The organism is Fictibacillus sp. 26RED30, assembly GCF_015903845.1.
GTDB lineage: Bacteria > Bacillota > Bacilli > Bacillales > Fictibacillaceae > Fictibacillus > Fictibacillus phosphorivorans.
Map to the genome: position 1 here is coordinate 1 of NZ_JACZDV010000001.1, position 13967 is coordinate 13967.

The 13967-nt window shown below is 38.3% G+C and carries 14 protein-coding genes; 11 read left to right on the forward strand and 3 right to left on the reverse strand.

The window, feature by feature from the left end; genetic code table 11:
• The first annotated feature begins 273 nt into the window (after positions 1-273).
• Positions 274-588: a DUF5658 family protein gene (locus tag IHV11_RS00005; RefSeq protein WP_197193344.1), complete on the forward strand. Its 315-nt coding sequence runs from the start codon at positions 274-276 to the stop codon at positions 586-588.
• A 23-nt stretch (positions 589-611) separates the two neighbouring features.
• Here IHV11_RS00005 and IHV11_RS00010 read toward each other — a convergent pair whose 3' ends face one another.
• From IHV11_RS00010 to IHV11_RS00020, 3 genes are read right to left on the reverse strand one after another with little or no spacing between them, the layout of a single operon-like run.
• A complete protein-coding gene (locus IHV11_RS00010; RefSeq protein WP_197193345.1) occupies positions 612-2381 on the reverse strand; it encodes a hypothetical protein in 1770 nt (589 codons plus the stop codon).
• Positions 2382-2384: 3 nt separating this feature from the next.
• Complete coding sequence (locus tag IHV11_RS00015) at positions 2385-2864, reverse strand: prepilin-type N-terminal cleavage/methylation domain-containing protein (protein ID WP_197193346.1); 480 nt, start codon at positions 2862-2864, stop codon at positions 2385-2387.
• A complete protein-coding gene (locus IHV11_RS00020; RefSeq protein WP_197193347.1) occupies positions 2845-3273 on the reverse strand; it encodes a type IV pilus modification PilV family protein in 429 nt (142 codons plus the stop codon). Before IHV11_RS00020 ends, IHV11_RS00015 begins: the two co-directional genes overlap by 20 nt.
• Positions 3274-3434: 161 nt before the next feature.
• Here IHV11_RS00020 and IHV11_RS00025 point away from each other — a divergent pair, with 161 nt between their 5' ends.
• The 10 genes from IHV11_RS00025 to IHV11_RS00070 all read left to right on the forward strand — a co-directional run bounded on the left by IHV11_RS00025 (position 3435) and on the right by IHV11_RS00070 (position 13950).
• Entirely contained in the window at positions 3435-4844 is a 1410-nt protein-coding gene (locus IHV11_RS00025) for a hypothetical protein (protein WP_197193348.1), read from the forward strand.
• 37 nt (positions 4845-4881) lie between these two features.
• Positions 4882-5619: a PRC-barrel domain-containing protein gene (locus tag IHV11_RS00030; RefSeq protein ID WP_197193349.1), complete on the forward strand. Its 738-nt coding sequence runs from the start codon at positions 4882-4884 to the stop codon at positions 5617-5619.
• A gap of 10 nt (positions 5620-5629) precedes the next feature.
• Entirely contained in the window at positions 5630-7021 is a 1392-nt protein-coding gene (locus tag IHV11_RS00035) for a VanW family protein (RefSeq protein WP_197193350.1), read from the forward strand.
• Positions 7018-8682 carry a GspE/PulE family protein gene (locus tag IHV11_RS00040; RefSeq protein ID WP_197193351.1) on the forward strand — a complete coding sequence of 555 codons (1665 nt, stop codon included), beginning with the start codon at positions 7018-7020 and terminating at the stop codon, positions 8680-8682. The genes IHV11_RS00035 and IHV11_RS00040 overlap by 4 nt, the downstream gene beginning before the upstream one ends.
• An 8-nt stretch (positions 8683-8690) precedes the next feature.
• A complete protein-coding gene (locus IHV11_RS00045) occupies positions 8691-9731 on the forward strand; it encodes a type IV pilus twitching motility protein PilT (protein ID WP_197193352.1) in 1041 nt (346 codons plus the stop codon).
• Between the two features lies 1 nt (position 9732).
• On the forward strand, positions 9733-10941 hold the full coding sequence (locus tag IHV11_RS00050) for a type II secretion system F family protein (protein WP_197193353.1): 1209 nt from the start codon (positions 9733-9735) through the stop codon (positions 10939-10941).
• A gap of 35 nt (positions 10942-10976) precedes the next feature.
• A complete protein-coding gene (locus IHV11_RS00055; RefSeq protein WP_197193354.1) occupies positions 10977-11387 on the forward strand; it encodes a type II secretion system protein in 411 nt (136 codons plus the stop codon).
• Between the two features lie 166 nt (positions 11388-11553).
• A complete protein-coding gene (gene pilM / locus IHV11_RS00060) occupies positions 11554-12537 on the forward strand; it encodes a type IV pilus biogenesis protein PilM (protein WP_197193355.1) in 984 nt (327 codons plus the stop codon).
• Complete coding sequence (locus IHV11_RS00065; protein WP_197193356.1) at positions 12531-13142, forward strand: PilN domain-containing protein; 612 nt, start codon at positions 12531-12533, stop codon at positions 13140-13142. The genes pilM and IHV11_RS00065 overlap by 7 nt, the downstream gene beginning before the upstream one ends.
• Positions 13129-13950, forward strand: coding sequence for a hypothetical protein (locus tag IHV11_RS00070; RefSeq protein WP_197193357.1), 822 nt, complete (start codon positions 13129-13131; stop codon positions 13948-13950). The genes IHV11_RS00065 and IHV11_RS00070 overlap by 14 nt, the downstream gene beginning before the upstream one ends.
• Positions 13951-13967 lie beyond the last annotated feature (17 nt).

Here is a 13967-nt window from a genome sequence, read left to right on the forward strand (position 1 = left end):
TACGAACTATGCGACGGTGGACGGCAACGGTTTGATCAAAGTGCCGAGTAATGCGCCGAAGAATTATAAGGCAACGCTCACTGTAAAGAATAATGGAAAAATAATTTATATTAACGTAATTATAGGATAACCACACAGCACCTAATATTAATGTAAATATTAGGTGTTGTTTTCGTATTTTTAACTCCTTCCAGTCTCTTTTGCAACACATTTCTAGTAAACTTTCTCTTCTATTATGGGTATACTTCAGTATAAGAGAAGGAGAGTGTGGAGATGGATCGAGTATTTCGGATACAAAAGCATCTATGGATCTGTTTAATTTTAGGCATTTTAAATGCAGCAGACGCCTTATTTACACATCAGTTGCTGCAAAAGGGTGGAATAGAGCTTAATCCATTAATGCGTGGGTTGTATGAATACGATCCTACGATCTTTCTCCTTGTTAAATTCTTTTTTACCTACTTAATTATCGCGATTGGATTTATCCCTTTGAAGACTAGGGTTCAAGTCTTGCTTAGCATTGCATTGGTTGTTTATATCATCGTCATTGTGTGGCATTTGGTCATTAATATATGGTTAGTCAAATAAAAAAAGCCTTTCCACGTGGAAGGCTATTTTAAATATCTATTAATCTTAGTAACGCTTAACTCGGTTACGGTTGGTAGTCCTTCTGGAGGGTTTCGAATAAGTTCTGGATTATAAATAATCGTTAAACGGGAATCGTCTGGAGAAATAGACCTCTGATTTTTTGCATAATCAATGCCATTACGACTATCGTTTACTTCACCGCGTGTGGCGTTTAAAACTACCTTTCTCCCGAAAACTCCGCCTTGGATTTCCACATTAGAAGCCACTCCATAAATTTCCATTAAGTCTTCTGAATAGAAAAACCCTCTAACGATATTTGGTATATCTTGATATACGTTATTGTTGGCTATATGGATATCTTCTTTACCAAAGAGAATTAGAGAGGTTTCTGGTGAATTTGTGGTTTTCTTAATTCCTTCCAGCCTGGAATATTGAATGTTCGTTTTCCCGGTTACATAAACCGTTGAATTAAACTTAACATAGGCGTTCCGTAAGTTAAGGTTACCATCTATAAATAATGGTCCGTCAATTTCAATTTTTTGATATTCGTCTTTATTATACCCACCAGGAGTAAGTGAACTTGAGCCAATCGTTAAGTTCCCGCCAACATATGCCCCTTCTTTAAAAGTGAGTTTATTCCATTTTGTGCTGGAACCCATAAATCGTGCATCGGATCTGGTGCTCAATCTTTTAAATGTATAGCTGCCATCAAAATAGGCAGTGTTTAAATCTGCATAAACATTTCCGTTGTTGCCTGTATAATTACATTTTGGATATCCTGATATACTCAAAAAATAACAATTCTGTTCTGTAGTAACCGGTGAGATGGAACCTCTAGTATTAGTAAAATAATACTTGCTCCTTTCCCCTAATATATTTATAGGAGTAAAGTTTGGATTTGTTTTTTTTACTGTCGGAATAAAATCTCGTCCCACTTTGCTATAATTGGCAAAAGCATCTTCAACGTCTTCAGAATTCACTTCAGAATAATAACTAATTCTATTTGGAAAATTTGTCTCGTTTATATGATTATTATAAGTACGATTTGTATCTAATGTATAAAGTTTTTTTTGTAATATAAGATGCGCCTTTTTCCCGTTAGTACCTTCTATACTTGGAAAGTCAGAAGGAATCCACCTTTCATTTCCGTTTTCAATGGAAAACCCCTGGTCTCTAGTAATCAAATTTCCTTCAACGTAAAGATCCCCAGTTATTGCAACACCGCCATGTAAAAACATATTTCCATCATCCGGATTTGTAGAGGATTGTGGATTGTATGAGCCAAGAGCATAATCCAAGGCTTCAGGTGTTTGTTTTCCTCCAAGTTTAATGGTGGATATTAATGTCTTCTTCTTCCCGTTTACTGTTGCCTCACTATGCAAAGTCATGACTTGCGTAAGATCCTCTATATTATCAGTTAACTTGTACCGATCATAGATTTTAACTTTAAGTGTATCAGCATTGTTTTCTGTTGGTATGACAGAGGTAGTAGGTTTGAAGTCTGCCTCTGCACTTCCCACTTCATAGTTCTGTAATAGGCTTGTGAGTGCTGAGTTGAATTCATTTGTAGGGAGACTGATGAAATTTTTTGATTTGGTTTCTAATAATATCGTGAGGTAATCAATTCCCTTTTCTGCTAACTCTACCGATTTGATATCGGTTTCTCGTGCATCTGTTTTCTTAACACCATTAAAGGTTGTAGAGATTAATGATAGGCCCGCAATAGTAAAAATAACAATCATTAATAAGACGATAATTAATGTGTTTCCTCTGTCTGATTTTACATACTTCATGTTTTATTCCTCCATTAATCTGAATTGACTTTTTAGTTCTAAAGGCTTTGCGTTAGCATTCTTTTTGCTAGCTACCACTAAGGAAATAATTACGCTATCGTCTTTTAAAGTAATGGAGGAATTATTAAAATTGAATTCGTTTGTACTAATAGATTGTCCATTGACAACAGGTTGATTATTAAGGAAGCCAACGGTCCGCGACGTATTATTATCGATTTGATAAATTAGCATATTCTGTTGACCTGTAACAGCTTTAACTTTTGTATACGTTGCTGTGTAAAGATTATCAATGATTTGGGACATTACAAGGTCAGCTTCATCACGAATGAGCGTTTCTGTATATATTTTCTTTTCGGTTGTGAGCCCATTTAGCAAAACAAAATAGACAACAGTACCGATAATAGAAAAGAGTAGTAGGGACAACAGAGATTCAATTAAAGTTAATCCTTTTTGATTAAGATATTTAGTTTGTACTTTTTGCATCTTTTATGTACCCCTCTACTGTGGAGAGTTTAGGTTTACCGTAATCTACCGAAATGTTCGTGCTAAAAATCCCTATATTCTTTTCATCGGTTGATTGCGAGATTTTAATACTAATTGTATAACTTTTATTATTAATCTGAACTTTGTACAAATCCAAACACGCTTGTGTTTTGCAGATTGTACTTGAGTATGTCCCTGGTGTAAGAGTGAATCCAAAACTTTCTGGATTTGTTTGCACTCGCTCCAGCGTCATGCGAGCTAGATTGGTAGCTACTAGTTTAGTGTTATTTCCTGCTGATATTTGGTTAGCCTGGTGGAAAAATTGCGTTATACCTATTACAGAAACGGAGAGGATCGTCAGTGAAACTAGAACTTCTATGAGAGAGAATCCTTTTTCTGAAAGCATCATACACATCCTCTGAATCATTTAGTCAAAAAGAACTAGTAAATACTAAATTTCACCCTAATTATACAATATTTTTTAGAAAAGTTTGATATTATTGGATGATTTTTAGTAAAAATGTAGTATTATAGGTTTAATTAGCGAATATTGGAATTGAGGAGAGATCATTGATACAAATTATTGTCTTGTTAGTAATCACATTATTCGTAGGTTCGCTGTTATATTTTTATCCGTCAAACGTTTCATTACCATTAAAGATGATGCTACTAGGGTTGGCATTTCTGTTGGCTTTAGGAGGTTTGTTCTTACTTGATAATCTATCATTCGGATTTGCTCTTACTGCAATTATGTCAATCGCTTTCATTATGTCGTACATAGCAGCAAAAAAAATGAACTTGGTTTCAGTAAGTACAGGACAACCAAATTTAGTTTTTTCTTTTTCGAATAATGAAAAAGGAATTGAGAATAAGGTACAAGAGAGTCTTATAGAACAACATGAACACGCTGCTGCAATAGAAGAGCCACTAATGAGCAGTGAATTAGATAATGAAATAAAAGTATTTGAAGAAGGTTCATTGATAGCTGAAAATTTACAAGCGTTAGATCCTATTGAACTATTAGATTTAGATATTGACGAAATTATAGCAGAAGAAGAAAAAATGAGTATAGATATCGTTTTGCCTGTAGAAGAAATGGAAACAGAAGACATACTCTCTGAATCTATTGAAGATGAATTCGAATTCTTAAAAGAAACGAGAGAAATATCTGATGAAGAGCTTACGAATGTGCCTATAGCTACCGATATAGAGAATGAGGAGATTCTTTTACAACGAGCCTCATTATTAGAAGATTTAGGTGAAACGAACACAATAGTAGAGACACCAGAAAATATTGAAATCTTATCACTCGATGAGATCATTGAACCAACCGAAGAACTATCTCATGATAAGAACTTTAATTCGGAGGATAATGAATCATCAGCAGAATCCATGCTTGAGGAACTACTAGAAGTAGAGGATACAGAAGAGTTGTTAACTGCGATTGAAGAGACAAACACCGAAGAAGCCCACATCATGGAAGAACCTATCATCGAAGTTAAAAACACATTAGAAGAGCCTATCCGAGTTGAATCTGAAATTGAAACACCATTGGAAGAATTACCTGAAACAGTAGAATCTGTTGAAGAAAATCCTTTATTTGTAGAACAAGATGTAATTCACGTGTTGGATACAGAAGAAGTATCGGAAATAGAAGAAGTTGAAGCTTCTATAAACGAAACCGTTGAGATCAGTACACCTGACATGAATGCAGAGTTGCAGGATATGTTTCTAAGTACCTTGCACTCGTACGAAGAGACAGGTGATCATAGCTCTTATCAAGAAATGCTCGTCACGTTATTGAACCAAAAACTATCAGACAAAGACTTCTATCTGTTCTCGAAACTGTTACTAGATTCTTATGTTACATCTAGTGATTTAAGCAGCATCAATCCATTAATTGAGACGATGGAAGAAAAGCTAAGCCACTATGCTGTAATTTTAGAAGAGCTTCAAAGATACAAAGAAACGAACAAATAACATAATTATTTAAAACATAAAGGACTGGGTGAGTAATATGAAAAAAAGTAATCAATTTGTTGGACTGCCTATTATCAGTATTGCAGACGGAGCAGAAGTAGGACATGTAAAATCATTGGTCGTTAATCCAAAAGAAGGGATGGTTGATTTCCTAACGGTTGAACATGCGGACTGGCAGATCAGCGTACGTGCGGTGCCGTTTAAGAAAATCGTAGGTGTTGGAGAGTTTGCAGTAATGATTGAAGATAGCACATCGATCTTTGACTTAACAGAGATTCCGATCGCAAACGAACTTGTGCAAAAGAAAATTACTGTTGTAGGAGCTAAGTTGATTGATCGTAAAGGTCAACTGATTGGAGAAGCTACAGAGTTCTTTATCAACGAAGACACTGGAGCGATTCTAGGCCTGGAATTGTCACTGCGTTCAAAGAAAGTAATCCTTTCATCCGAACAACTTATCACGTATGGACGTGATTTGATCGTTATTAAAGAAGAAGCACAATTAAACTTTTTAGATAAAGCTGAATCTTTAGTAGGTGGCGTTGTTGAAGTAGAAGAAGAGGTAGCTGTGTCTGTTGAAACAAACGAGCTATCTGAGTTCCAAGAAAAGCAACTGAAATTATTGACTGGACGAACGACTACTAAAGATATTTTTGAAAGAAACGGTGAGCTTTTATTTCCAAATGGAACCACTCTAAATAAAGAGGATGTGCGAAAAGCTCAAGAGAAAGGACCAGCCGTTCTAGCGGAACTTTCCATGAACGTTGTGGGCTAAAGAGTACGCGATGGCTAAAAGAGAATTCAACTATAAAAATTTTCTTGTGATCTTTGCATCCCTTAGCCTTGCAGCTCTTTTTCTTTTCTTGTTTAGTCACTTAGGGACAAAGGTATACTCTAATATTTTCGAAGAAGAAAAGTATGGTACGGGGGTTGCGGTAGCTTCTGTGCCTTTAGAAAATGTTGCGAAATCTGAAGCATTACCACTGGTAAACGAAAAAGTATCGCAGTGGCAAAACGACCATCCCGTGTATTTCGTTTACAACGAGAAAAAAGTTAAATTGCATAGTGATGTATGGCAGTTTCAGGTTGAAGATAGTCTGAAGAACCTTTCGGGTACTTCATCACCACTACTAGTAAATGTAAACAAAGAAACTGTTGAACAATCCATACAACAACTTCAAGTTAGTGGACTTACAGAATTATTGGATGAAGAGATGCTACATGCACATCTGAAAAAAATAGGCTCTACCTTACAAACAGCTGAACTTGAAGTTCCCATCAACGAATTTCTCACTACGTTCGGACAAGCAGAAGAAGTGGTGAGTGAAAGCACGATTAAACTCCCAGGAGAGTATGTTCTCTTGGAAGATTGGGTAGAGGGTTTAGAAAATTATGAGATGAAACCAGGACAAGTTTTCTCATTAATTGGAGCTCTAGAAGAAGTAGATATGACCGCACAAGATTCAATTGATCTTAACGTGTTGGCTAGTGGCATTTATGGAGCAATACAAAAAACAAACTTCAGCATCATCGAACGTCATACATCAAGAGAGCTGCCTGATTATGCGTCACTCGGATACGAAGCACTCGTTAAACCTCAAGACATGGACCTGGCTTTTAAGAATACAAATGCTTCGTCTTATAAGTTCAACTTTATGATGGACGGAAACAATTTAAGTGTTTCGATTGTTGGGGTACCACTTCCTTATACATATACCGTCAAAGTGGACAAGCAAGTATTTGAACCAAAGACCATTATTCATTTTAATGACCAGCTGGCATCAATTCTGAGTGCAGTTACTGTAAGTGGTGGAAGGGAAGGCTACTTGGCAACGATCTATCGTAAATCGTTTGGTTCTGGTGGTGAGGAAGTGGCTTCTGAAAAGCTGGCAGAAGACTTTTATCCTCCGCGACATCGTATAGAGGAGAGAGGCTATCCGGTTGAGGAAGAGGAAACGCCTGAAACAACACCAGAAGAAGGTACACCTGGAACGCCATATCCGTATCCTTTCCCGTATTATCCAGATCCGAATAATCCGATGAACCCATATGTACCTGTAATGCCAGGTATTCCAGGCACAGACCCTTCGGATAAACCAACTACATCAAAGCCTGTTCCAGAAAAAGAAACGATTCCTAGTATTCCTGGTAAAGAGAGAGACGGTGATGCGCAATGATCGTTCAAAAAAAACGCCTTGGTGATCTCTTAGTAGAGTCTGGATTAATTTCTGAAGAAGTTCTTCAGCAAACGTTAAAAGAAAAACGCAGCAATCAAAAACTTGGTGATGCTTTTATCGAAAAAGGTCTGCTGACGGAACAACAGCTTATTGAGGTACTTGAATTTCAACTCGGCATTCCGCACTTAAGCTTGTATCGCTATCCGATCGATGAACAAGCAGTAGCGATTGTCCCAAGAGAGTTTGCAAGAAGACATTTTCTCATGCCGGTGAAAAAAGAAGCAGACAAGCTCTTTGTTGCGATGGCAGATCCTATGGATTTTACCGTTATCGATGATTTGCGATTAACAACGGGTTTTCAAATTGAACGTGCGATATCAGCGAAAGACGATATCATCCGTGCTCATAACAAGTATTACGATATCGATGATTCTATGGACGAGTTTCTTGATCTTTTGCCACAAGGTGCGTCGTTAAGTGATGACAGCCGAATGACAGAGGAAGATTCTCCAATCGTTAAACTCGTAAACCAGATCATACAGCAAGGTGTTCAGCAAAAAGCCAGTGATATTCATTTTGATCCTCATGAGACAAAGCTGGTCGTGCGTTATCGAATTGATGGAATGCTAAAAACAGAACGAAGTCTACCAAAGCATATGCAGAATATGCTGACGGCTCGTATTAAGATTATGGCGAACTTGAACATAACCGAAAGCCGACTGCCTCAAGATGGCAGAATTAAGATGACGCTTGATATGCATCCTGTAGATCTTCGTGTCTCTACATTGCCCGCTATCTATGGAGAGAAGATTGTTCTGCGTATTCTTGATCTCGGAAGTTCATTAAATCATCTAGAAAATCTAGGTTTTAACAAGCTGAACATGCAGCGGTTTACAAATCTAATCAAACAGCCGAACGGAATCATCTTAATTACGGGTCCAACGGGATCAGGTAAATCTTCTACTCTGTATGCAGCATTAAACAAACTGAATACAGAAGAAGTGAACCTTGTAACGATTGAGGATCCGGTTGAATACCAATTGGCTGGAATTAACCAAATACAAGTGAATTCTTCGGTCGGTCTTACGTTTGCAAGCGGTTTACGTTCGATTCTCCGGCAAGATCCTGACATCGTTATGATCGGGGAGATTCGAGATACAGAAACGGCAGAAATTGCAGTTCGTGCTTCTCTAACAGGTCACTTAGTATTAAGTACGCTTCATACGAACGACTCGATTGGTACGATCGCTCGTCTTACCGATATGGGTGTTGAACCATTTTTAGTTGCCGCATCTCTTTCTGGAGTTATCGCTCAGCGATTGGTTCGAAGAGTGTGCCGTGATTGTAAACAAACGTTTAAAGCCACAGAACGAGAAAAAGAGATCTTCGCTAAACGCGGTATCAAGATTGAAGCCGTTTCTCGTGGGAAAGGCTGCGGAATGTGCAACAGTACGGGATATAAAGGCAGGATCGCTCTTCATGAAGTTTTAGTTGTGGACGAGCACATTCGCCAGCTCATTATGAATAATAGACCAATCGTAGAATTGCGTGACTATGCAATGAAAAATGGAACGATCTTTTTGATTGATGATGGGTTCCTAAAAGTGAAACAAGGCTTAACGACGACTGAAGAAGTCTTGCGTGTAGCCATCAACGAGTAGGTGCTGACATGAAGGAAAAGTTGGAACAATGGCTGAGAGCAGCCTTTCAATTAAAAGCATCAGATGTTCACCTGTCTGTTGGAATGCCTCCTGTTTTCCGAATCAATGGGGGATTGAAACGATACGGTAGTGAAGCGTTGCGACCAGAGGATACGGAACAGATTTCAAAACTAGTCATTGATGAAAAGTATTATGGGGACTTTGAAGAAGCGGGAGAAATTGATATCTCGTATGGGATTCAAGGATTGTCGCGCTTTAGGGTAAACGCTTATCGTCAGCGATCTTGTGTGAGTCTTGCTTTTCGGATCATTCCAACATCTATTCCGAGTATGGAAGATTTAATGCTTCCGGAAAGTGTACGAAAGATGGCAGGGAAACATCAAGGACTCGTACTTGTTACGGGACCAACCGGTAGCGGGAAGTCTACGACTCTTGCCTCGATGATCGATTTTATGAACCGGACGATGAGCCGGCACATAATTACGTTAGAGGACCCGATCGAGTACTTGCACAAGCATCGAACGTGCGTGATCGACCAGCGTGAAATTGGGTTTGATACGAACAATTTCGCAAACGGTCTTCGCGCGGCACTCCGTCAAGACCCTGATGTGATTCTACTTGGGGAAATGCGGGATCTGGAAACCATTGCAACCGCTATTACGGCAGCGGAAACGGGTCACCTTGTTCTAGGCACGCTACATACGACAAACGCATCATCAACGATCGATCGAATCGTCGATGTGTTTCCACCGGAACAACAAGGACAGATCAGAATTCAGTTAGCCTCTGTATTAGTTGGTGTCATGTCGCAGCGGCTCCTTCCAACCAATGATGGTAAAGGAAGAAGAGCCATTACAGAGGTGTTAGTCAATTCACCTGCTGTAGCCAACTTGATCCGCAATGAAAAGATTCACCAGATTCATAGTGTGATGCAAACGAGCAAGAATGCTGGAATGCATACGTTTGAAATGTCGGCTAAGGAAGCTCTTGAGCGCAACGAAGTTTCAAGAGAGTTCGTGGAGCCATATCTCCTGGAGAAGGGAGGCTAAGATGGCACAGTTTAGTTATGTAGGTCGTGACAAGAGCGGAAAAAAACGTACAGGATCTGTTCTTGGACTATCCAAGCGTGAAGCGGTTCTAAAGTTAAAAGAAAAAGGAATCGCAGTCACAGAAGTACAAGAGATGAAGCAAACGCTGTTTAACAAAGAAATTTCGTTAGGCAGTCCAGTAAAATCTCAGCAGTTTGTCATTTTCTTAAGGCAATTTGCAACATTGTTGCGTGCTGGTGTATCCGTTGTAGATTCGACTAGTATCATGGCTGCTCAGACAGAGAGTAAAGCGCTGCAAAAGGTGCTTGCAGATGTCGAAGAAGAGCTTCGGCAAGGTAACCCTTTGTCTAATGCAATGAGTCGGCACCGAAATGTGTTTCCACCGATGGTGATAAACATGGTGTCTGCAGGAGAAGCAGGTGGTAGTTTGGACGATACACTTGACCAGCTGGCTACTTATTTTGAAAAACAGCATTATACGAAGCAAAAGATCATTTCAGCGATGATGTACCCGATGATTGTCGGGGTGGTAGCTGTGTTTGTTGTAATTTTCTTGTTAGCCAAAGTCGTGCCTACGTTTGCAAAAATGCTTCAAGACGCAGGTGGGGAGTTGCCAGCTATAACTAGGTTTGTATTAGGAGCAAGTGAATTTGTGCAGGATTTCTGGTGGCTTTTACTCATGTTCTTGGTGTTATTCTATTTGGCACTCTTGATTATTCGCAAAAATAAATCAAGCCGGTATTACTTTGATTATGTGATTTTAAAAGTTCCTATATTCGGAAAACTACTTCAAAAGTCTGCGCTTGCGAGGATGACAAGAACGCTTAGTTCACTATTCTCGAGCTCTGTTCCTATCTTACAATCTCTATCTATTGTGGAAAAAGTGGTGGGAAATGAGGTCGTAGCTAAAGTAATTCGGGAATCCAGAAGTTCTCTAGAAGCCGGTAGAAGGTTAACTGAACCAATGAAACAACATTGGATTTTTCCACCTCTCGTAACACAAATGATTTCAATTGGTGAAGAGACTGGATCACTAGACGAAATGCTTGCAAAAGTAGCTGACTTTTATGAAAAAGAAGTTGAAACTGGTACGGATCGATTAAAAGCACTGATTGAGCCTTTAATGATAGTTTTCCTAGCATCTGTGGTAGGTACGATTGTAGTTTCAGTAATGGTACCAATGTTTGAAATATATAAAACAATTGGATAAAAATTTAAAATCAATATTAAGGGAGTATGAGAAAAATGTTGAAAAAACTTTTAAAAAAGTATGCAAAAAATGAAAAAGGATTGACATTAATTGAATTGTTAGTTGTAATCGTAATTTTAGGAATTATTGCTGCAATTGCAGTTGTAAGTATTGGTGGGATTATTACTAACACGAGAGAAAAAGCTAAAGTTACAGAAGCTGTTCAAATTGTTAATGCAGCTAAATTAGCTCATTCAACTGAAGGGAAATACAGTGATACTGGATGGGACCAAACAGATTTAGCAAAGTATGTTAGTAATGTGAAAGACACTTCTTGGTCAGTTACAGTAGATAATAATGGCGTATACAGTATTAATAACCATGATGGGGTACCTTTAGCAAATACTACAGCAAGTGCGACATCAGCAACTGAAAAACAGCTAACTACTTATCTGGACGAGAAGTAGAAACAATTAGTTCATAATTCCCCTTCTATTTTGAAGGGGGATTTTAACCACATTTGTTTCACCATTCTATTATCATTGATAATAGAATGGTGAAACAAATGTAGTTCTGATTTGATATAAAGGATTAATATTTTTTATCATAACAGGCATTGGAGAGCTGACTATCATGAGGTTCAAATTAGGTCTTTTCAACAAAAAAAGAATCAACTTAATACTCCAAGATCATGTCATCCGCTATTTGGATTACCGTCATCCGGAAGATCTTGATGTAAGAAGCTCTGGTGAACGTTATCTTCCTGAAGGATTGATTCATGATGGGCTTATTACAAATCGAGAAACTTTATTAACCATTCTAGAAGAGTGTGTAGTTGAGTGGAGAATCAAAGGTCGAGAAGTCCAGTTCTTGATTCCTGACAGCAAGCTTGTTATTCGGAAACATCAGGTTCCCACTAATCAAAAGGACGAAGAGATTAAAGGCTACTTATATATGGAGCTGGGTAATACCATTCATCTTCCGTTTGAGGATCCTGTATTTGATTATGTTTTACTTGAAACGGATGAAGAAAAACGAGAGATTTTGCTATTTGCTGCTTCGGAAAAAATGGTACACGATTATTCATCACTGCTTACAGATGCCAAGCTAAAACCAGTTGTAGCTGATGCTTCATGCGTCTCTTTATATCGCCTTATTTATATGAAAGACCTTGTTTCTGAAAAAGATCACACGCTTTGTCTTCAGTTTGATATTTCAGCTGTCCAACTAAGTATCTTTCATCAGCATAAGCCTTATTTCTTCAATCACCTAAAAATGGAGACTGATTATAAGAGCTGGAACTTTAAGCAGCATTCTACTGGTGTACAGAGAATTGAATGGCAAGGTGATTCAGGATATATACATGGATTAATAGAAGATAAACTAGTAGAAATAGAGCGCATCGTAAACTATTACAAGTTTACCATGAATCAAGGTGAACAGGGTGTCACGAAAGTAGTATTGTCTGGTGAGTTGCCAGAGTTGAAATACATTCAAGAAAGATTGTCTTCAAAACTGGATGTGCCCGTACTGACGATCAAACCCTCTGACACATTACTGCCGCCGCAATTTGATGTTGTTTTAGGTCTCGGGCTAAAAGAGGTGCAGCTATGTTAGTCGATATTAACCTTTTACCTGTTAAAGAAAGTAAATCATTAAAGACTACCATTCTATTAATTGTGGCAGTGACGTTGTTTTTAGGATCAGCGACATGGTTAGGGCTCGACTATTATGTGAGTGCAGGCACATTGGAAGAAAAAGAACGGCTATTAGAACAAGAAAAACTTCTAGTGCAAACACAGTTGGAGAAACAGCAACAAGCCGTTCCACAAGTTGAATCAGCACCCTTAGCAGAGAAGATTGATTATATTCGTGATAAGAAAATCGCTGCTACCGATTTACTTCAGCATTTGGTTGCCTTGCTTCCAGAACGTGGTTTTTTCATGAAATACGAATATAAAGACAAAAAGACAATTCTCGTTGAGGCACAGTTTGATACACTAGCTGAAATCTCTAACTATTTATATGAACTGACCAACTCTCCTTATTTAGCTACTGCTACCATTGAAAAGATGGAGACAACTAACTTTGAGGAAATCAATGAGGGTGAAGATATGACAGCCATGAACGATTATCTACCTCGTTACAGAAGTCTGTATAAGATTGAATTTGAGAAAGAGAAAATTCTTGAATTAAAAGGTGAAGAGAATGGCGGAGAATAAAAAGCTTCTTACATATGTGGGACTAGGTGTCATTCTTTTATTAATTATTGGTGGAGTATATGGATACTTTGGATTGTTATCTCCCCTTCATCAGAGAATTGAAGCGGTAGATACAGAAATGAAGCAGCAAGAGGTACTTCTAAAGACGGCCAGTGAGTCCATTGCTGTAACTACTCAAACAAGTGAAAATACATTTGCTCTACAAGAGGAAGTGCCTGTGAAGCCCCTCGTTGATCAACTAATGTTACAGTTCGAGAAAGCGGAAGTCTTATCGGATAGCCTCATCCTAACGATGGACTTTACAGATGGCAATGAGTTAGAAGAGGAAGAGGTTGTTGCTGAAGAAGAGACAACGGAAGATGAAGCATCTGAGAATCCAGCAGCAGATGAAACAACTGATACTGAAAATACGGAGAACGCCACCGAAGTAGAAGGTGACATTTCAAACCCAAACGACACGGTAGAACAGAGTGAAACACCAATACCTGCTGCCCCTGAAGTTTTACCTAAAGGCGTTAAAAAGATTACTGCTAAAATGTCTGTTGTGTCAAAAGATTATGATGGTATTCGAAATTTCATTACAACAATTGAAGAGTTAAAACGTGTAATCGTTGTAGAGGGAATTACTTTTACAGGTATGGATGAGTTAGAAATTGCCTCTGCTGATGCTGTAACGGATCAGCTTAAATACGATATTACCATTTCAGCCTATTATTTACCGGAACTCACGGATTACTTAAAGGATCTTCCAAAAGGAGAGTTTCCAGCTCCAAACGGAAAAGAAGATCCACTAATAAAAAAAGATTAAATGAAAAAGCCAATCAT